The 19,041-nt window shown below is 63.6% G+C and carries 20 protein-coding genes; 8 read left to right on the plus strand and 12 right to left on the minus strand.

Annotated elements, in window-relative coordinates:
• Positions 1 to 105 precede the first annotated feature (105 nt).
• The 4 genes from MSZK_RS10340 to MSZK_RS10355 form a co-directional block, all read right to left on the minus strand.
• Positions 106 to 996: a cytochrome c oxidase assembly protein gene (locus MSZK_RS10340; protein ID WP_233211219.1), complete on the minus strand. Its 891-nt coding sequence runs from the start codon at positions 994 to 996 to the stop codon at positions 106 to 108.
• Between the two features lie 133 nt (positions 997 to 1,129).
• On the minus strand, positions 1,130 to 1,747 hold the full coding sequence (locus MSZK_RS10345; RefSeq protein ID WP_041801095.1) for a TlpA disulfide reductase family protein: 618 nt from the start codon (positions 1,745 to 1,747) through the stop codon (positions 1,130 to 1,132).
• 381 nt (positions 1,748 to 2,128) lie between these two features.
• The gene (locus tag MSZK_RS10350) at positions 2,129 to 2,398 is read right to left on the minus strand and encodes a hypothetical protein (RefSeq protein WP_233211215.1); all 270 of its coding nucleotides are present in this window, start codon (positions 2,396 to 2,398) and stop codon (positions 2,129 to 2,131) included.
• 71 nt (positions 2,399 to 2,469) lie between these two features.
• Positions 2,470 to 3,063, minus strand: coding sequence for a heme-copper oxidase subunit III (locus MSZK_RS10355; RefSeq protein ID WP_011896146.1), 594 nt, complete (start codon positions 3,061 to 3,063; stop codon positions 2,470 to 2,472).
• A gap of 293 nt (positions 3,064 to 3,356) precedes the next feature.
• Here MSZK_RS10355 and ripC point away from each other — a divergent pair, with 293 nt between their 5' ends.
• The 5 genes from ripC to MSZK_RS10380 all read left to right on the plus strand — a co-directional run bounded on the left by ripC (position 3,357) and on the right by MSZK_RS10380 (position 8,599).
• Positions 3,357 to 4,448, plus strand: coding sequence for a peptidoglycan hydrolase RipC (gene ripC, locus MSZK_RS10360; RefSeq protein ID WP_011896147.1), 1,092 nt, complete (start codon positions 3,357 to 3,359; stop codon positions 4,446 to 4,448).
• Between the two features lie 287 nt (positions 4,449 to 4,735).
• Positions 4,736 to 5,371 carry a copper resistance CopC family protein gene (locus MSZK_RS10365; protein WP_233211216.1) on the plus strand — a complete coding sequence of 212 codons (636 nt, stop codon included), beginning with the start codon at positions 4,736 to 4,738 and terminating at the stop codon, positions 5,369 to 5,371.
• 166 nt (positions 5,372 to 5,537) lie between these two features.
• Positions 5,538 to 6,302, plus strand: a complete 765-nt coding sequence (locus tag MSZK_RS10370) for a CPBP family intramembrane glutamic endopeptidase (RefSeq protein ID WP_041321994.1) — start codon at positions 5,538 to 5,540, stop codon at positions 6,300 to 6,302.
• Positions 6,303 to 6,882: 580 nt separating this feature from the next.
• Positions 6,883 to 7,611 (plus strand): lytic transglycosylase domain-containing protein, encoded by a 729-nt coding sequence (locus tag MSZK_RS10375; RefSeq protein WP_011767854.1) that lies wholly within the window; start codon positions 6,883 to 6,885, stop codon positions 7,609 to 7,611.
• A 196-nt stretch (positions 7,612 to 7,807) separates the two neighbouring features.
• Entirely contained in the window at positions 7,808 to 8,599 is a 792-nt protein-coding gene (locus tag MSZK_RS10380; RefSeq protein WP_011896150.1) for a CbtA family protein, read from the plus strand.
• 348 nt (positions 8,600 to 8,947) lie between these two features.
• Here MSZK_RS10380 and MSZK_RS10385 read toward each other — a convergent pair whose 3' ends face one another.
• Positions 8,948 to 9,613 (minus strand): thioredoxin, encoded by a 666-nt coding sequence (locus tag MSZK_RS10385; RefSeq protein ID WP_011767814.1) that lies wholly within the window; start codon positions 9,611 to 9,613, stop codon positions 8,948 to 8,950.
• Positions 9,614 to 10,090: 477 nt separating this feature from the next.
• On the opposite strand from MSZK_RS10385, the gene MSZK_RS10390 reads away from it, so the two are divergent.
• Complete coding sequence (locus MSZK_RS10390) at positions 10,091 to 11,635, plus strand: fused MFS/spermidine synthase (protein ID WP_011896151.1); 1,545 nt, start codon at positions 10,091 to 10,093, stop codon at positions 11,633 to 11,635.
• A 31-nt stretch (positions 11,636 to 11,666) separates the two neighbouring features.
• Here MSZK_RS10390 and MSZK_RS10395 read toward each other — a convergent pair whose 3' ends face one another.
• From MSZK_RS10395 to MSZK_RS10420, 5 genes are all read right to left on the minus strand, one after another.
• Entirely contained in the window at positions 11,667 to 12,938 is a 1,272-nt protein-coding gene (locus tag MSZK_RS10395; RefSeq protein WP_371411316.1) for an Ig-like domain-containing protein, read from the minus strand.
• Between the two features lie 371 nt (positions 12,939 to 13,309).
• Positions 13,310 to 14,671, minus strand: a complete 1,362-nt coding sequence (locus MSZK_RS10400; protein ID WP_011767811.1) for a hypothetical protein — start codon at positions 14,669 to 14,671, stop codon at positions 13,310 to 13,312.
• Positions 14,668 to 15,117: a hypothetical protein gene (locus tag MSZK_RS10405; RefSeq protein ID WP_011767810.1), complete on the minus strand. Its 450-nt coding sequence runs from the start codon at positions 15,115 to 15,117 to the stop codon at positions 14,668 to 14,670. Before MSZK_RS10405 ends, MSZK_RS10400 begins: the two co-directional genes overlap by 4 nt.
• 579 nt (positions 15,118 to 15,696) lie before the next feature.
• Positions 15,697 to 16,257, minus strand: a complete 561-nt coding sequence (locus MSZK_RS10415) for an RES family NAD+ phosphorylase (protein WP_011767808.1) — start codon at positions 16,255 to 16,257, stop codon at positions 15,697 to 15,699.
• Complete coding sequence (locus tag MSZK_RS10420) at positions 16,254 to 16,595, minus strand: antitoxin Xre/MbcA/ParS toxin-binding domain-containing protein (RefSeq protein WP_011767807.1); 342 nt, start codon at positions 16,593 to 16,595, stop codon at positions 16,254 to 16,256. The genes MSZK_RS10415 and MSZK_RS10420 overlap by 4 nt, the downstream gene beginning before the upstream one ends.
• An 86-nt stretch (positions 16,596 to 16,681) precedes the next feature.
• On the opposite strand from MSZK_RS10420, the gene MSZK_RS10430 reads away from it, so the two are divergent.
• Positions 16,682 to 17,833 carry a hypothetical protein gene (locus MSZK_RS10430; protein WP_233211217.1) on the plus strand — a complete coding sequence of 384 codons (1,152 nt, stop codon included), beginning with the start codon at positions 16,682 to 16,684 and terminating at the stop codon, positions 17,831 to 17,833.
• A 113-nt stretch (positions 17,834 to 17,946) separates the two neighbouring features.
• Positions 17,947 to 18,180 carry a DUF2188 domain-containing protein gene (locus MSZK_RS10435; protein ID WP_011767805.1) on the plus strand — a complete coding sequence of 78 codons (234 nt, stop codon included), beginning with the start codon at positions 17,947 to 17,949 and terminating at the stop codon, positions 18,178 to 18,180.
• Positions 18,181 to 18,512: 332 nt separating this feature from the next.
• On the opposite strand, the gene MSZK_RS10440 is transcribed toward MSZK_RS10435, so the two are convergent.
• Both MSZK_RS10440 and MSZK_RS32895 read right to left on the minus strand, forming a co-directional pair.
• Positions 18,513 to 18,695 (minus strand): type II toxin-antitoxin system Phd/YefM family antitoxin, encoded by a 183-nt coding sequence (locus MSZK_RS10440; RefSeq protein WP_041321980.1) that lies wholly within the window; start codon positions 18,693 to 18,695, stop codon positions 18,513 to 18,515.
• A gap of 45 nt (positions 18,696 to 18,740) precedes the next feature.
• A partial coding sequence (locus tag MSZK_RS32895; protein ID WP_233211218.1) for a hypothetical protein occupies positions 18,741 to 19,041 on the minus strand: 301 nt, incomplete at its 5' end.

A 19,041-nucleotide genomic window follows, 5' to 3' on the forward strand; every position in this document is an offset into this window, starting at 1 on the left:
CAGTTAGGGCGGTTCTCCGGGGATGGCGATGTGCGGCGACCTAGGTCCGGCGCCAGGATATTGCCCACGTCTCGTCGTGGCGGTGTTCGGCAGATGGGCAGCTGGTCAGCGCTGTTGGTGCAGTTGGCGCAGAAATGCGTTGTAGGCAGCCAATTCCGCGTCGTCGCGTTCGACGTCGGCCTCCCTCTTCACCGACTCCAACTCCTCGTCACGGCGCCATCGGATGGCGAAGATCACCGTGGTCAGCAGGGCGACCGGCTCGCCGTAGGACCACGCCAAGGCGCCGGCGACCCCCTGGTCGGCGACGGGGTCGACGTTCCAGTCCGGCGGAGGTTGGGCGAAGGTCTCGGTGAGCGTCCGAGGCGCCATCATCAGGATGACGCCGATGAAGACGTGCAGCGGCATCTCGACGAAGATGTCGAAGAAGCGTCCGAGGTTGCTCTGCCGGACCGGCAAGGGACCGGTCGACAGGATCGGCACGATGAACAACAGGCCGCTGACTAGGAAGAACACTTGCAGTGTGACGTGTCCGGCCACGCTGGCCGCCGCCGCGTCGAACAGGTCGGAGAGGTACAGGCCGTAGTAGCTCAACAGGAACACCGGAATGGTGAAGCCGGGGTGCAACACGATTCTGCTTGCCCGGCAGCGCAGTCCGCCGAGCGCGGAGATGACGACGTAGCGTCCGAGTCCACGATGGGGCGTGGACCTCAGTAGCAGCCTGCCGGGCGCACCCAGCACCAGCAGCGGCGGGACGAGGATCGAGAGCGTGAGGTGCTGGAACATGAAGGCACTGAACAGTCGGTAGCCGTAGCCGTCGATGGCCAGGCCCGTCACCGCCGCCAGGGCGATACAGCCCGCCAGGAAGCTCGCCGTCCGTTTCCACGCCCACTGGCGGCCCCGCGATCTGACGACGCGAACGGCGAGCAGGTACCAGACCGCCAAAACAATTGCTAATACGGGCAATAAAGGAACCGGTGGTACTAGCCAACCGAGCATCGCCCAGAGCGACGGCGGCGAGGTGGGGAGCACCACCTGACCAATCACGGTGCCGCCTTCCGTCGAGTCGCACCGTTGCGCCTGAGCCTCGGCCGGGCCCCGCGGTGACGTGCGGCCGGGGCGGGGTCACCGTTCACCGCGGTGGTCCGGAGCCGGTTGCGGTCTCGGCGGCGAGCCGACGGACCACCGGTTCGAGATCCTCGGCGAGCAGCGCCCTCAGGAACACCGCGGCGACGCGATGTGACCGGTCCAAGACGATGGTGGATGGAATAGCGGTCGTGGGATACCTCGCGCCCAAAGCGATCATCGTGCGCATCGGTGGGTCGTAGATCGATGAAAAGGTGACCTTGCGATCGACGATGAAGTCAACCGCCGCTTCGCGATTGTTGTCGCGGACGTCGATGCCCAGGAAGGCGACTCCCTCGTTGCGGGTCGCGTCGTACACCCTTTGTAGTTCTGGCATCTCGGTTCGACAAGGACCACACCACTGACCCCACACGTTGATCACAACCACCTTCTCGGAGAAGTCATCAAGTGACAACGTGCGGTCAGGGTCCATCAGGTCGGGTCCGCTTATCGGCCCCGGCCGACCACGACTCAGCGGCGGGTCATAGAAGATGTCGACCTGCCCGCCCGGCGACACGAACTCGAATGTGCCACCCTGCGCGACGGCATCGGCTCCGCTGGAGCATCCGGACACTGCGGCACCGAGCAGTACCGCGCTCAGGCCTGCAGCGATGCCGCGCCGCATCAACGGTGACCAACGTGTCGGGGGTCGCCGCCGGCACCAACGCTCAACACCCATGTCCAGCCGCGACCGCGACATTCGAGGCGCATCGGTCAGTCGATGAGTCATTTGAGCGCCTCTCACGTTCGCTCGTTGAGATATAGGCCTGCCGACTCGAAGCTGCGCAACGTAGGGCGTGAACTTTGGCGACGACACAACGACCTCCGTTACGGGACGTTCGGCGGCGACCCTGGTGCAAGAGCCCGCTGCGCACGCCACATCCTACGTAGGGACTACGTAGGATGTTAGTGCACCGGCTTCACCCGAATGACCGGACTGGCATGGTGGGCCGGATCGACCATGCTCGCGATCCATCGGCGCAGAAGCGTTCACTCGCCGTTGAGGTCACGGCCCCCGGTTGAGGTGATGGCGTGCAGGTCTGCCCGCTCTCAACATGATGACGGCGATCGCGACCAGTCCCGCGACGGCGCCACCCAGGATCCACAGCGCCGGGTTCGCGACTTCGGGTTGGTCGGGGTGCGTGTCGTCGTAGGAGTGTTTGGTCGGCGTTGAGCCCACGGGTCGTGGCGGAGCTGTCGAGGTGGCCTGCGCCGACGTCGGCTCCGCGGCGACGTTCGCCGCGACCGTCGAGGCGAGTCCGAGGAGGGTAGCCACGACTGCGACGACAACGGCCGCCCGCGCCGGCCACCTTCGGGATCGTCGACACCTGCGCGGCGTGCCCCCCGTCATCTCACGAAGTAGATGACGGCAAAGAGCGCGATCCACACGATATCAACGAAGTGCCAGTAGTAAGACACCACGATGGCGGCGGTCGCCTGGGCGGGAGTGAACTTACTCATGCGCGTGCGCACAAGCAGCAGGATGAACGCGACGAGACCGCCGATCACGTGCAACCCGTGGAAACCCGTCGTGAGGTAGAAGACCGACCCATAAGCGCTGCCAGCGATCGTGGTTCCCTCACGCACCAAGCTGAGGTACTCGTACCCCTGGCCGAGCACGAAGAACAACCCCATGACGAACGTGACGACGTACCACCGGCGCAGGCCGAACACGTCGCCGCGCTCGGCGGCAAATACACCCATCTGACAAGTGAACGAGGACGCAATGAGGACCAGGGTCACCGGCACTGCGAGCGCGAGGTTTAACTCGGTGGGTGGTGGCGGCCACTCCTCGGCCTGAGCGCGAGCGGTGAAGTACATCGCGAACAGACCGGCGAAGAACATCAGCTCACTGGACAACCACACGATCGTCCCCACGGCGACCATGTTGGGCCGATTCAGGGAATGAACCCGTGCCGTGATGGCGGTGCCACTTGTCATGTCGTTCCTCGTCGAGCCAAGTCCGCAGACGGTCTACTGAGTTCCTACCTACTATTGCACATAGTAAATATGTGATAGTAGCGGCGTCAGGTCCATGGTTCGCCTGCCCGAAACATGCTGCGGAAAGGCGGTTTTGAGCGGTTCCTCATGCGATGGAGCGCGCGCGATCGAAGTGTACGGCCGCTGAGCGATGCCGCGCGCGTGGACATTGGACGCAGTTACTCGTAATCTTTCCGTGACCTACGTAGCTAGACCATAGATGTCCCTGCGGGGTGAGGACTGGTGTTTTGAGGATGAACCGCCATGGCGCGGTATGCCGATCGGCGGGTGCTCTCGTCGTGGCGATCGTGCTGGCACTGACACTCGGCGACTCGGCCGGCGTCGGGTGGGCCGACCCGGCTGCCGATGCCTTGGCCCGCTTGACGGAGCTCTCTCGGGAGGCCGAGCGGACCACGGAAGCGGTCTATTCGGCCGAACTCGACCTCGCGGCGAAACTCACGGCGCAGCGCAGGGCTGAGGATCGTCAACGCGCCGAACTGGCGGCGATGACCGCGGCGCGAGCCGACCTCGGTGAGTACCAGACCGCCGTGAACCAGGTGGCAGCTGCGTCTTACATGGGCGGTTCCACCAGCACAATCAGCGCGGCGCTGACCGCGGAGTCTCCGCAACGCCTCCTCGACGAACTCTCGGCGAGCAAGGTGATGGCCACTCAGATGTCGGACCGTATCGAGGCTTTCCGCGCCGCATCGACCCGTGCCGACGACGCAGCGCGTGCGGCGCAGTCGTCGGCGCTGGCAGCTCGTACTGCCACGGAGCAGGCGTCCGCGGTCAGCGCAAGCCTGCAATCCAAGCAGAGCCGGCTGCGAACACAGATCGCCGAAGTAGAGGCGCTATATCGCGCACTCACTCCCGACCAACGTGCAGCGCTTGCCGATCCCGGTCCCGTGCCGCCCACGCCGCCGGCCCCCCCAGCGGCAAACCCGGCCATCATGGCGATGCCCGAGGCGATAGCGCCGGCGGGGCCGGGTCCGTCCAACTCAGCCGACGGGGCCGCCGTCGTGCAGGCGGCGTTGACCCGTGTGGGTGCGCCCTACTCGTGGGGCGCGACAGGACCAGATGCCTTCGACTGCTCGGGGCTCATCAAGTGGGCATTTCTGCAGAACGGCAAATCGCTCCCCCGATCCAGTCAGGCGCTCGCGGCGGGCGGACAACCCGTGGCGACGACCGCGGTACAGCCTGGCGACATCGTCACCTTCTACTCGGACGCCTCACACGCGGGCATCTACATCGGCGACGGGAACATGGTGCACGCCTCGACGTACGGCACTCCGGTGAAGGTGGCGCCGATCTCGTCGGCCCCGATCTACAACGTGCGCCGCTACTAGCCGGCTAGCGTTGTGTTGCCCGCCCCCACGGTTCCCAGGGAATGTTCCATCGCCGAGTCCGTCGGTCGGTACCGGACAGGGTGGTCCCACCGTGTTGACGGCTTCGACGACTATGCGGCGTTTGGTGTTGTCGTACGTTTGGTGTTGTCGTAGAAGCCCTTGCCTGCAAGGGTGCCGGTGTTGAGGCACGCGTGACTGGCGTTGGCGTTGGCGTTGCCAGACCAGAACATACACTCAGGTGCGCGGACCCCGTGTTGGCGCGACGGACGCGAAGCTCAAGGAGGACCGTGAACCTGGCCACTCGCACCGTCATGACCACACTGGCGGCGCTGGCCTTCTGGCTGTCCGGGGTCGGGGTTGCCGCCGCGCACACCTCACTCGTTGGTTCTGACCCGGCCAAGGACGCGAGCGTGACGTCCCCATTAGCCGCCGTCGTGCTGAACTTCTCCGAGGAGATCAATCCGGCGTTCGCTGACGTCGCCGTCACCAGCGCCGATGGTCGCAACTGGGTGTCCGGGTCGGCAAGCGTCGAAGGGCCGCGCCTCACCGTCGCCGTCGGACCCGACCGACTCACAACGGGCCTATACACCGTCAGCTACCGCGTGGTTTCAGCAGACGGCCACCCTGTCTCCGGCGCTTACACCTTCACCATCGCCAGCGTCCCCGAACAGACTTCACCCACAACCGCGCCAGCCCGTGCAGCACCCATCACCGCTGACCCGTCTCCCCCGGCGCCCGCCGGTTCGGACACCAAGGCGTCTGTACTCACAGCGGCCGGCGTCGGTCTCGCGCTCGGAGGTGCGATCGCGTTCTGGCAACATAGGCGAAACCGCCGGAAGAAGGCAGCAAAACACCCCGGATCTGAAACCGGGCCCTCACGTGGAGAACAAGACACATCACCTCCTTCTGGTCGGAGAGACTGAATGGGCTATGAGCAGTGGACCTGACGCTGGGCCAGTGATGTCTTGATAGGGGTATGGGCAATCAAGAAATGATGCGCCCCAGACGATCACGGGCGCTGACGGCTGCCCTTCCTCGACAGGTTATGTGATTAGCAGGTCTGAACCTGGCAGGCTACCGTGGCTTTTAGTGACTGCCCCAGACGCCTTCACGGACGACCAGCGGCGGCCGCTGCGGATCGAGATCGTCGTTGTGTTGATGGTGACATTCGCTCTGAGCGCCTATACCGCGATCCTGGATCTGATCGAGGCGGTGCTGCTCGGCCTGGCGGGGCAGACCATAGCGCTCAACCCGCGCCGCTCCGCGTTCGACCTCATTGATCTCGGCCTTAATCTGGCGACTGTTTTCCAATTGGTCGCTTGGGGTCTTCTAGCGGTATACCTTTTGTGGCGCAGTGGTTTTGGGCCGGCAGCAATCGGGTTGGGCCGACCACGGTGCCGGGTCGACCTGCTCGGTGGCATCGGGCTCGCGGCCCTTATCGGGCTGCCCGGCCTGGCGCTGTATCTTGCCGCCCGCGCATTGGGTCTCAGCGCATCGGTAGTGCCCTCGGAACTGAACGACACGTGGTGGCGCATCCCCGTCCTTATTTTGGTGTCGTTCGCCAACGCCTGGGCCGAAGAGATCATCGTGGTGGGTTTTCTGCTCACCCGGCTGCACCAACTGCGGGTGCGCCCGGTCACCGCGCTCGTGCTGTCAAGCCTTTTGCGCGGCACCTACCACCTGTATCAAGGGTTCAGCGCCGGGCTGGGCAACGTCGTAATGGGTCTGGTATTCGGCTACACGTGGCGGCGCACCGGTCGGCTGTGGCCACTGATCATCGCACACGGTGTCATCAACACGGTGGCCTACGTCGGCTATGCGCTGGTCGCGGATCAACTGAACTGGCTGTATTGAGTTCACCGCAACCCTCCTGGGACCTAGCCCAGACCGACCACCCGCGGCGCGGGCCTAGAGCTGGCAGTCACAACGCGATGCCGAGATCCCAACGCGGATCCGTCACCGCCGGCGGTGATGCAGAGCACCGGCGATGCCCTCACCGTCACGCTGCCGCGGTCTAGACGGGCGTGGTGGCCATCAACACCGACTGAGCCGCCGACTATTGCCTACGTAGCCGTTGTTGCTCAAAGAACATTGGCGTCCCGACGTGCACACGATCTCGAAGGACGGCGTCGGCTCAGGCTCTGCGAGAAGGCCTTGCATGATCGTGATCTCCCGCTGCTGGGTAACCCCAATCGATCGGGGCAGCGCGACGGCCGCTGCCCATGTCCTCGAAACGCGCGATCACGCGGGATTAGACATCCCACCGTCGAGCCTCGGCTCTGGTATTCCAAGATTGCGCGTTGCCCGCTTGAGGTCGAGCGGGGCGATGGGCTCTGCCACCGCTCGGACGTCTGCGCCCACAACACGCAAGGTGAACCCCCGGCTTCAGGCCCGTGGCACAATGGCTTCGACCAGAATGGCTTGAGGGAGTCCAGTGTCGCTGGTGCGTGTGCGGGTTGTCGCCGTTGTGGGCGTGACCGCGATGCTGGTGGCGTCCAGCTGTTCGTGCCAGATCGGCACCTCGATGCCCGAAGGTATTCCGCCACCCTCGGGCGCCCCGGTGCCCTACATTGACTATCCTGCCCGCGGCCGACCCGCCGACCAGTTGCGCGTCTGGGCTGCCCAGCGGGCGCCGGCGCTGAATATGCCGGCTACCGCGCTGGAGGCATATGCCTATGCGGCCAGAGTCGCCCACGTCGAGAACCCCGACTGCCAGCTGGCTTGGACGACGCTGGCGGGGATTGGCATGGTCGAGAGCCGCAACGGCACCTTTCGCGGCGCTACCATCGCCCCGAACGGGGATGTCACTCCGCCGATTCGTGGTGTACGCCTTGATGGCTCGAACGGCAATATGCGCATCATCGACAACGGCGGCGGCTCGCCCGACGGTGAGCCCGGATTCGCCCAGGCGATGGGTCCGATGCAGTTCATCCCGGAGACTTGGCGGCTGTATGGGGTCGATGCCAACAACGACGGCGTCGTCAGTCCCGACAATGTCGACGATGCTGCGCTGTCGGCCGCCGGCTATCTCTGCAATCGCGGCGGCGACCTGGCGACGCCACAGGGGTGGATGAAAGCGCTGCGGGCTTACAACCAGTCTGATCCGTACGCCCGCAGCGTGCGAGACTGGGCCACAGCCTATGCTTCCGGCCACTCTCTGTAGCCACTTCGAGGTCGCCGAATCTATGCGGTCGCGCGCATTATCGACACATAGATGTGGCGCGGCGGCGGGTCGCGCATAGGATCGAACTGCCATCTGATGAGGCACTCGTAAGGTCCAGTCGATGGACCCGACCGCCAGTCTGAACCACTCTGCTGATGTTTCCTTGTTATGCCGAAACCGAAAGGGAACGAACACGATGGAGAAGCACATCATCTGGCGCGGCCTGTTGGCTGGCGCCGGCGCGGGAGTACTGGCGTTCGTGTTCGCGCGATTATTCGCTGCGCCGCAAACTGCACGGGCAATCGAGTACGAAGATGGCGTGGGTGCCGCCCGGGAGGCCATGGATTCGGCGGGGGGACACGCCGGCCACGGAGAGAACGTCGAGCTGTTCACCCGCACGGTGCAAATGAACATCGGCATGGGACTCGGTCTACTCGCGTTCAGCGTCGCCATTGGCGCCTTGTTCGCGGTGGTGTTTGCGGTGGCATACGGCCGTGTCGGCGGTGTGTCGGCACGACTGCTCTCGCTCTACATCGCGGGCGGCATGCTGCTGAGTTTGTACGTCGTACCCAACTTGAAATACCCCGCCAACCCACCAGCGTTGAGTCTTGACCAGACCGTCCGTGAACGCACGCTGCTGTACGTGTTGATGGTGGTGCTCTCGGGGGCGCTTCTGATCGGCGCGGTGGTACTGGCTCGCCGATGGGTGACCAGGTTGGGTGCCTTTAATGGGGTGTTGGCCGCCGCTGGGGCCTACGCGGCGGCGATGGCAATCGTCATGTTCGCACTGCCGACCATCAACGAAACACCGGCACCGCTGCGCGACGCTACAGGCGCGATCGTCTATGAGGGCTTTCCCGCCGATGTCCTCTACTATTTCCGGCTTTACGCGCTCGGCACCCAGGTTGTCATCTATACGACGATCGGCCTCGTGTTCGGCGCGATGACGTCGCGGCTAGTCGCGGATCGCCAAAAAACGAGCAACTAACTGTGGCGCCCGATTCCCGGCCATGCAGGCGCCAGCGTCAGGGCAACAAGTCCAACCGCAGTGACTTCGCGGTACCTCGCGCTGAGATCTTCCACAAGAAGGCGAACTGGCGGCGTCGGCCAGGCAAGCAGGCCGCTCCCTCGTCGCGGCCTACAGGTCTATCAGCTGAGCCGGGTTGAACGGTGAGCGGGTAATCAGCCCGCGCGACCGCGCTTCGTGAGCCGGGTCAATGGGTTAGCGAAACGCCCTTCGCTGTCCGCGAGCGTTGTGCCGGGTGGTCAGGACGGCATAGCCCGTTACGGTCTCGGTTCGCCACGCCGAAGCGGGTTGGGGCCCGCCAGGCGCTGACTACTGCTGCTCACCGAGAGCGTTCTTGATCGCAGCGCCCAGGTCTGCGTAGGTCTTGATCTCTATTTGCTTTCCGTTGACGAAGAATGTGGGCGTGCCCTGCACGCCGAGGGCGGTGCCGTCGGCGACGTCCTCTTCGATTCGATCGAGGGTGGCTGGAGCGTTGTACGCCTCCTCCCACGCGGCCACGTCGAGACCTAATTCCGTTGCAAATCCGCGGAATACCTCGTCTGCGGGTACCTGCTTTTCGCCCCACTGACTCTGCGTCTCGAACATCTTCTTGTACATGGGTTCGAACTGGCCTTGCTGCGCTGCCGCTTCTACCGCGCGCGCCGCGCGTTCTCCGTTGAAGTGGCCAGGCATCGGAAAGTACCGGGCGACGAAGGTGACTTGCTGGCCGTACTGGGCGCGCAGCTGCTCAACGGCGGGGAACGCCGCGCGGCACCCTTCGCACTCGAAATCGAGAAACTCGACAAAGGTCACATCGCTGTCGGGCGCGGAACTGAGGCGATGACTGTTCTCGCGGACTACCTGGGCTTCGCCATCAGCCTGTGTTCCACCTGATCCTGCGGTTCCGCCATCTCGGGTCGAGAAGTACACACCGGCACCGATGGCGACAGTGATGACTATGAAGAAAGTCAGCAGAATTCGAGTCAGTGGATTCACGCCGGCAGTTCCTTTCGCTCCGTAGCGCTCTGTGAGCCTGAGCAATCTACGGTGTATCTACGTAAATATTTCTACCACGATAGCTCTCCCCCACGTTCAAGCGTTCCGCACTTGCCCTTCCCACTCCGTTTCAAGGCTCAGAGTGCGTCGCGAATCAACCATGCATAACGCCATGGCTCCTAGCTTTGCAAGGAGGCTCTAGAGCCCCCGTATCGCCACAGCGGAGTTCATCCGCATATCCACCAAATCATATTATTTTTCAACAGGTTTCGAGACTCATCGGTCTTGAACACTGTCCAACTCAACGTCGGCAGACACAGACCTCTCGCGACGACATCAGTGCTGAGCCCTCGCCCGCCGATGCTTGCTGACCACCTTCCGTCCCGCCGCAGCGCACCGCTACCGCTGGCACTGGCACACCCCCCTTTCTCAGTTGTTGTCCGCAGACGCTGGCGACCTGCTGCCAGGATTGAGACTGTGACCGGCACCCCTCCAGTACCCGACGAGCATCCGTCGCCTCAAACGCTGCCCGAAGTTGGAGCCCGCACCGCGACGGTCCTTGTGTTCACTTCTTCGGCTGCGGTGCTGGTGGTAGAAATCACCGCGCTGCGGTTGCTTGCGCCGTACCTCGGGCTGACCCTGGAAACCAGCACCCTGGTCATCGGAATCGCCTTGGCCGCAATTGCCCTTGGGTCCTGGGCGGGCGGCCGGCTTGCCGACCGCGATGATCCGCGCCGCTGGCTGGGGACATCGCTAGGGGTATCAGGGGTAGTCGTGGCCTTCACGCCTTCCGCCGTCCGCGCGGCGGCCGAATGGGCACCTGCGACGCTGTTGCTAGTCGCGACGCTCACGATTCTGGCACCCGGAGCGTTACTATCGGCGGTCACACCGATGGTGACCAAGCTGCGCCTGATCAAGCTCGCCCAGACCGGCACCGTTGTCGGTCAGTTGTCTGGTGTAGGCACCATGGGTGCCATCGCCGGCACCGTGCTTACCGGATTTGTCCTCGTGTCGCGGATACCAGTGAGCGTGATACTCATCGGACTCGGATCGATACTGGTACTCGGCGGCATCGTTGTGCAGTGGCGCATGCGCCGACGGAACACCGTAAGCGCCACCGTACTAACGCTTACAACCGTCGGCGCCGGCCTGGCTGGCTACGTCGCACCCGGCGGTTGCGACGTGGAAACCAAATACCATTGCGCCCAAGTCATCGCCGACCCGGAGCGAGACAGCGGCCGAATCCTCATGCTCGATGGCGCGCGCCACTCGTACATAGACCTCCAAGATCCGGCTCTCCTGCAATTCACCTACGTGCGCGCCTTTGCTTCGGTCGTCGACGCATCCTTCCCCTCCGAGAAGGCATTGGAGGCATACCACCTTGGTGGGGGCGGCCTCACCTTCCCGCGGTACCTTGCTGCTACGCGGCCAGGAACACGCAACGTGGTGTCCGAAATCGACGGCGGCGTGGTGCGCATAGACCGAGACAAACTCGGATCGGCTTCCAACGCTGGGACACAGGTGCGCGTCGAGGACGGCCGCCTGGGCCTTGCGCGGCTCGATGACGACAGCCGTGATCTGATCGTCGGCGACGCCTTTGGCGGCGTGAGCGTGCCATGGCACCTGACGACGGTGGAAGCGTTGACAGACGTACGCCGAGTCCTCAAAGACGACGGTATGTACATTGCCAATCTCATCGATTACGGCGAGCTGGCGTTTGCGCGTGCCGAAGTCTCAACACTCACAGAGATTTTCGATCACGTCATAGTCGCCGCCGAGGCCGGCGACGTCGGCGTCGATACCGCTGCGACACCCGATGGTGGCAACCTGGTCGTGCTCGCTTCCGATCGACCAGTTGACCCGGACACGCTTCAGCGCGTTCTGAACACCCGCAAAACCGGGTGGACGATCACTGCCGGCAAAGAACTCAGCAGGTGGATCGGCGACGCGCGAGTTCTGACAGACGACTACGCGCCCGTCGATCAACTTCTCGATCCCTACCGTCGACAGACCGGCGAGTGACTTGTCACGCTCAGCCTCGATCGAACACTGATCAGGGACGCAAAGCGCTGCCACTCACCCATTCATCCCAGGGCACAGACCAATCTCCGTTCTGCCACTGTTCCAGCGGTGCGCCGCCGGTATTGCGGACCTCGACAACATCGCCCGGATTGGCGAACTCGTAATACCACTCGGCGTTTTCCGCGCTCAGATTCAAACAGCCCGCCGACACGTTGGTGTTTCCCTGCGCCCACACCGTCGCCTCGCGCTCATGCAGGTAGATGCCGTCAGGACTGATCCGCACCGCGTGCGGGACGCTGATCTTGTACCCCGACGCAGAATCGACGGGCAATCCGTAGGTCGACGAGTCCATCAAGACGGGATTCTGCTTCTCCATCACCGTATAAACGCCAGGCTGGGTCCAAAAGGCAATCGTCTTGCCCCCGACAGTCTGCGTCCCGCCCCGGCCCATCGACGTCGGCATCGTGCGGACCAAACGGCTGTTTTCGTACACACTGACCTGTTTGGTCGTGTCATCGGCGACCGCGACACGAGACGGTCCGATCCGGAAACTGACCTGCTTGTCCTGTTCTCCGAATAATCCACCACCCAGATCAGTGCCGTAGAGATCGGCTTTGACCGTGACCTCAGTACCGGAAGGAAAATACTCACGGGGCCGCCAGTGCGCCTTGCGATCGTTGACCCACATCCAGGAACCGGCTAGGTGGGGTGACGTTTTGACCTCAAGCCGCGATTCGGCCGCAGCCCGGTCCGGGATGTCGGCGTCGAAGGTTGCCACGATCACGGTTCCGACACCGTAGACGCCGCCCTCCGACAGCGACGCTCCGTTAGTCATGCCCAGCCTGACCCCGACCTGGGATTGCGGCGCGACGGTGGAGAACTCCGAAACGGACGTGACGGTACGGGAGTCAGCCCCCTGGCCCGTCGCGCTGAGCCTGTAGGACCGCCCGTATCCGAGTGGCTCGGCGGGCTCCCAGGCGCGTCCGCCCCCCACCATTCGGCCGGCAACGACCCTGCCCTGTTCGTTCTGCATACGCACATCGGTCAGGGTCCCAACAGTCGCGGTCACCTTCACTGCTCCGACAGGGACCACATCGCTCGCGCCTGTGCGGGGGAGAATCTCGATTGCGGGAGGCCCGGGTGCGGCCTGCGGCGTCTGCTCAACCTCCACAGCACCGGGCGCAACCACCGTATTCGACAGCCGAGAGTTGAGCGCACTCGTCTGCGATGCCGTCACGAGTACCGCGACAGCCGACAACACGCTCAGCGCCACTACCTGTCGTCGTTCACTCAACACTTTCATCACAACAATCCGTCGGGTCCCGCTCCTGCTACTACGTACCCACATAGTAGTTGGTGGGACGACCAACCGCCGTTCCGGCGCGGTGGGATAGCAGAAGGGCGGCGCCCAAATCCCAAGCGGCTGACCAACCGGTGTCGGCGATATGGGTATTACGCCGTCGGCGGGACCCACCTAAAAATAGGCTCACCCTCCGGCTTAGACGCCAGCTGGACGGCCGCTTCGGGAGCTCGCTCGAAGTAACACTGTGGCGGAATCCCCCGACAGGATTCCGCCACAGTGCTTAGTCGGGATCGGTCCCACCTCACCTGACGGGTCCACAATCTACTATGCCACTCAGTAGGACGTTGAGAAATCTGCGAGAGAGGCTGTTATCAGCCTCCGAACAGAAGGTAGAGACCGGTGAAGGTGTAGCCGACCATCGTCAGCATCATCGCCACCTGACCGGTGATCTGATGCTGTTGCGGCAACAACCGCAAAGCGCGATCGTGCGCAGAGATCACCGCCACGATGTGCCCCACGACCACACAGGCAACCTTGATCGTCCAGAGCACTGACGGATGTTGAGACAAGACGTAACTGACGTCATCCGGCGCCAATCCGAACAGTCGCCAACCCAGGCCGAACGGATCAGCCAAGCGCACGACAGTTTCCTGTCCGCGTTCGACGAGGTAAGACAAGTAGTGGGCGAATATGTAGCCGACCACGATGGGTATCAGCGAGTGCGCTAACTGGCCGGGAAGTCGTTGGCGCTCCTGAGGGCTGATGCCGCCGGTTGCTCGTGCCGCACCCCAGAAAGTCGTACCGACAACCGCGACGAACACGACCAATGCCGTTGTCCGCAGCACGGTCGCACCGCCGGCGTCTCCGAAGAACGGAACTCCTGTTGCGGTGCGATCAACGAAGTTTCGGAATGCCGGAGCCTGGGAGAAACTGTCGAACGCAGTAGAGCCCAGCAGCACCGCCAGAACGGCGACGGTTCCAGGACGCACCGGCAGCGTCGGTAGATGATCGAGGGGATTGATGAGTTCTATTCGTCCCGATGCCGGCGCACGCCGAAAAGGTGATAGCCGCGATACCGCCATGCTGTAGACCTCGAACGGGTCTGCCCGCGCGAACCACCGTGCGCCAAAAGCCCACGCACCCAACCCCATAGCCAGTGCGTAAATTAATAGCCATGTCTTGATGGCAGCCAGGGAGCCCGGGTCAGGGCTGGCCAACTCCAGCCAGACAAAGGCGAAAAGCCCGAAGGCCGCCGGCCAGTAACCCCAGTGTTGCGGGTAGGAGCGGCCCGAGCTATCGGGACCCTTTCGTCGAACGATGCCGTAAATGCGATAAACAGTGCGTGGCGGCGACAGTAATCGCCAGACTGGGCCGACGCAGACCGAGAGAGCAACGAGCCCGACCCAAAGTAGGACGTAGAACGCGCCGGGCAGAGCGTTGTCGCTTCCGGCGGGGCCCCATATGGCGGCCACCAGAACCCATAGCGCAAACAGCAGTGCCAATATCGCGATGATCCAGCGCGCCGTCGGAGAGTCGACGGCACGGCTGACCCAGGCAGGTAATTCGCGGCCGGGCTTTGCGGGGTCGAAGCGCGGGTGCTTCCAAGCGAGGGCAACGATCGCGAAAGTTGCCGTCAGGGCCCATGCCGCACCGATGAGGGCGAACGACAGCGGTACAGGAAGGTCAGTGGAACCTCCTACGCCGTGCGCGAAGATTTCGACGTGCGGAGTCACGGCCGAACTTGGATGGTGACGACAGTGCGATTGAGGTCGTGGAGCTCGATGTCGACTTGTCCGGGCACATCGACAGTGAACTCGAAAGTCTGATCTGGGCGCGGTTCGATGCTGAAGGTGTGCTCAGGTATTGAGTGGACGTGCAGTTGGTCGGCGTCGTCGCTGGTCACCTGCAGCACAATCGGCTTTCCGACTGTGGCTTGCGCTTGGCCGTTCGTCGGAGTGACCGTCCCCCCGGCGATCGAGACCACAACGAGGGTGACGTCAGTCGCTGGTGACGCCTGTTGGGGCCGAGGCGGCTCCGTGGAGATCGTCGTGGCGGCTGTCGACGCAGCCTGGCTGGTCGACGATGTTGAATCCGTCGTCGTGGATCCGCAGCCGACTAGGGCAGATAGCGTCGCCGCAGCTGCGATGGCGGCGCTGAACTGGAGTGTCCGAGCGATCATGCGTTCTCGTTCCTCTCGACGACGGGGCTCTCCGCGGAACCTGGTTCGCGACGTCGGTTCCGACGGGCAGTAAAGAAGACGACACCAACGATGACTAATGCAGGCGCGAACGCTGGAAGCGACATCCACAGGCCGACGTCGGTAGCGAGGTAGGAGATCGCCGGAGGATTCGCGCCTCGACCGGCTTCGCTCGCTAGAAGGTCGATCAGCACCGTGGGCCACCGATCGCCATGGACATCAGCGACACCCCCTTCGACGCCAACCATCCGATAGCCCCGCGCGCCGGGTCGGGACTCATCTCCTCCGACGCCTACGTACTATCGCCGTACTTTGTGAGGACGAAACATACCGGAACCGTCGGTACCGAATTTCTTCAGGTGAGCCCAACCTGGCCAGGCATCGATGGTGCCCGTCGTTCCGCTGTTGACCGACGGCAGCGGGTCACCCCTGACCGGCATCACATGGTCGGCGACGACTTGCGTGCACGAGTCGCTTTGAGCCGTTCGCGCAGCCGTGAGTCACTCACATCCCCTCACGGACGGCCCTCAGTCAACGCGGTTGAGGAGCAATGGATGTTGATCACAGTTGCCGCAGTTCGCGGTAGCGGGCAGGCGTCAGATGCTCGCTGCGAGTGACCTGCAGTTGGCCCGGGCGCGTGCGTTGCTCGTAGGCGGTTATGACTAGGCCGACTCCGCCGGCTGCGGGCACCAGGACGCCTTGCACATGCAGAAACCATGCGGCATGACCTACTGCTTGGCAGGCCGACCAATCGTCGCCGTGGATGTCGTCGTCTTCCAGTCCTACCGCCTCGCGGGCTTCTGGGGTGGTGAGATCCAGGACTGACAGGTCGGTGGCCTCGATGGTATGCAGCCGGTAGGAGGCTTCGAGCAGCTTCTCCGGGGTCGTTGATGCCGCCTGCGCGGCGCGTTCCACTTCAACCATGCACGCTTGCGCGGAATCGGCCAGATAGATCGCTGAGAACAGCAACGGCGGGTTCCACCTGCCGCCGAATCTGCGTGCCCCTTCCCCCGATAAAGGATCACGGCGGGCGCCGGTGTACCGAGCGCACGTTCCCGACCACTGGATGGTGCCACGCGCGTCGATGCGCTGCACCAGTCCTTCGTCGAGCGCATCGCTCACACAAAGATCCCTTCGGCCATGGCGTCAATGAGGGCCAAGACGCGCTGGTATTCGCCGTCGCGTACCAGGTCGGCGGGCTTGCCGTGCGCGAGTAATCGATTTGGCGAAAACATCCAGACGTTGGCCTGGTCGCGGGGGAGCACCTCGGACAGCGCGTCGGCGACGTAGGCCAGTTCGATTAGTCGTTGCTTGTTGAGGCGTTGCGGGACGACCTGACCTGAGGTCCAGCGCGCCACCGAGCGCGCTGAGGCATCGACGATGCCGCCGACCTCCTCGTAGGTCAATCCCAAGCGCTCGATCGCACTCGACACGGTCGAGGCGAGCGCATTAGCTCCCATATCGTCTGCCTGTCTTCCTTTTGTCAGTCCCTATGTCATGTAGTCTGTCACGAAACGACGCCTGGGGCGAGAGGACTTTCACCACGATGGGCATTCAGTTTCGGCTGGGACCTAACGACCACAAGCCGGTCGAAGACTTCCTGTCCCGCGAGCACGCCGGCACCGACGCCATCACCCTCGATACCAAGGCTGCGCGTCACCAAGCGGCTGCGGCAGCGGCTGCCGCCGACGCGGGCCTGCAGGTGTACTGGGAGCCCGCAGCAGAACGGCTGGCCGACGAGGGTTTCGGCCTCGACAAGTTCCCGCTGTGGACCGGGCAGCCCTACGACATTGACAACCTCTCCGCTGACCAGGCGGCACGCGCCGCACTGGTCGGCCTGACTGTGGACAAGCACCCGGCGCGGGTCACTCACTTCACCGCCCCGCACTTCTATGTGACCGATGAGCGCACCGCACGCCTCAACGTCGACCTCGCCGAACGGACCCGGCTGGCCGTCGGCGAGGACAAGCCCACCCGGGCCGTGATCACGGTGTCGACCACCGCCGTGGGCCGCCTCGGCATCGACCTTGCCGCCGAGTACGCCGGCGCAGGGATCAACGACGTCGAGATCCGCTTCTCGCCCTTCGGTGGCGACGACGAAGGTATCCGCAAGATCCGCGCCGCTTTTGGGGTGCTCGACCAGTTCCGTGAACACGACCTCACCGTCACGCTTGGGCTGTCGGGCAACATTGGCCGCGCTGCACTGGCCATGGGTCACGCCGACGCCTACTCAGTCGGCCTGGGGATGCTCGAGAAGGTCAACCACTCCCAAACGATGGCTCGCTACCGTAAGGCCCCCGACCCGGATAAGGACCAAGGCGGTGGCGCCGCCGGCGGCATTTACCTGCCCCTACTCGGAGCCACCGTGTCGGCCAAAGCTGCACGACAGCTGTTGAGTCACACCGATATTCGCACTCGCGTCGGGTGTCGTATCGGATCGTGTCGCAACAGCGTGACAGGACCCCTCGACGACCGAAGAGCACACTACCTGCACTCCCGGTCCAGCGAGGTGGCCGAGATGCTTCGTCGGCCCGCACCCTGGCGCGGGGCGATGGAAATTGACCGCCTGAACGTTGCGATCGGACTCCGCGAACGCGTCAACGAGCACTATCTCAGCGACGACGTACACAAACTGGGTACGCGCACGCTGCGCAGCCTCATCGACGAGATACAACACGAACAGCAGCAGGCTTCTTAGAAGTCGCCGCCGCCGGTTAGATGAGCGCTCGAATCCAGGTGCCGGTTCAGCGTCCGTGTCGTGCTGCGGGAGTAGGTTGCCAACAACCGATCCGGTCAATTAGGAGAACCATCGTGGCTGACTACGACGTGCAGTACGACACAAATTCAGGTGACTGGGGCGCCAAACGTGCGGGAGCAGAGAAAGCTGCGGGACGCTACGAGACCCAGGCCGAGGCGCACGAGGCCGCGCGCGGTTTCGCAGAACGAAGCGGCGGCGGCGAGGTTCGAGACCACCGCAAAGACAATAACCAGATTCGGAACACGGACACAGTCGGCAAAAGGGACCCCTACCCGCCGAAGGGCTGAAGCGGGCGCGTCATCCCCTGCCGGCAGCCTGCGCAGTCTGGTTCTTGAGAACTGGAAGCTACCCGACGAGCAGCGACGCACGATTACAGGGGCAACAACCACTACGAGTTCGGAATTGCGTGGCCGTCCTCTGTCCACGCGCCGAACATGCGGGAACTGTCGCTCCCACGGGTATGGGATTCGGCCTGTCGGTTCTTACCGACTAAAGGCCATTACGTCACGGTGGCAAATGATCACAGCCGAGCGTCTCTAAGTCAACGCTGGCCGCCGCGACCGCCGACATGCGCGTTGTCGACGTAAGCGCGCAAGAACGCCGCCCAGTGATCGCGCAGTCAGTTATTTGCGATGCGGCGGTATTCCTCCACCGGGATGAGCACCGCGATCTCTCGCCCGCGCCGGGTGATGACGTAGGTCTGTCCCTGTGTTACTTCACCGAGTATTCGGCCGAACTGGCGGCGTAGTTCGGTCACACCGATCCGCGGCAGCGAGGGATCAATCATCAGGGGCCGCAACATGTCGGATCCGTACCACGCAGCGCGGCCCGCGGGTTGCGGCGGGCGTCACCGAGACCACCGCGTCCCGGAGTGGTGTGACATCGAGTCGATGCGGGCGGTGGCGCGGGCCAGACGGTTCTTCTTGCGGCTTTGTGCTGAGTTGGCGGCGGTAATGTCGAAGCAGCGTCGGAGCTTGAGCGTTACTCGGGCGTCTTCGCTGGCGCGTTGACAGATGAGACGGGCGAGCGGTGTGAGCGCCTCGTCGTGGTACACGTCATGAGATTCGATATCTCTAGGTGGCGCAAAGGTATCCGCGACGTACACGACGACTGCTAATTCGAGGCTCCGGTCGCTGTCGCGGACAAGT

The organism is Mycobacterium sp. shizuoka-1 (genome assembly GCF_002723835.1).
Taxonomy (GTDB): Bacteria; Actinomycetota; Actinomycetes; order Mycobacteriales; family Mycobacteriaceae; genus Mycobacterium.

Coding starts and splice junctions, on each gene's coding strand:
- MSZK_RS10340 (WP_233211219.1), bottom strand. CDS start 996: ATGCTCGGTTGGCTAGTACCACCGGTTCCTTTATTGCCCGTATTAGCA.
- MSZK_RS10345 (WP_041801095.1), bottom strand. CDS start 1,747: ATGCGGCGCGGCATCGCTGCAGGCCTGAGCGCGGTACTGCTCGGTGCC.
- MSZK_RS10355 (WP_011896146.1), bottom strand. CDS start 3,063: ATGACAAGTGGCACCGCCATCACGGCACGGGTTCATTCCCTGAATCGG.
- ripC (WP_011896147.1), top strand. CDS start 3,357: ATGAACCGCCATGGCGCGGTATGCCGATCGGCGGGTGCTCTCGTCGTG.
- MSZK_RS10380 (WP_011896150.1), top strand. CDS start 7,808: ATGGAGAAGCACATCATCTGGCGCGGCCTGTTGGCTGGCGCCGGCGCG.
- MSZK_RS10395 (WP_371411316.1), bottom strand. CDS start 12,938: ATGAAAGTGTTGAGTGAACGACGACAGGTAGTGGCGCTGAGCGTGTTG.
- MSZK_RS10405 (WP_011767810.1), bottom strand. CDS start 15,117: ATGATCGCTCGGACACTCCAGTTCAGCGCCGCCATCGCAGCTGCGGCG.
- MSZK_RS10420 (WP_011767807.1), bottom strand. CDS start 16,595: ATGGGAGCTAATGCGCTCGCCTCGACCGTGTCGAGTGCGATCGAGCGC.
- MSZK_RS10430 (WP_233211217.1), top strand. CDS start 16,682: ATGGGCATTCAGTTTCGGCTGGGACCTAACGACCACAAGCCGGTCGAA.
- MSZK_RS10440 (WP_041321980.1), bottom strand. CDS start 18,695: ATGTTGCGGCCCCTGATGATTGATCCCTCGCTGCCGCGGATCGGTGTG.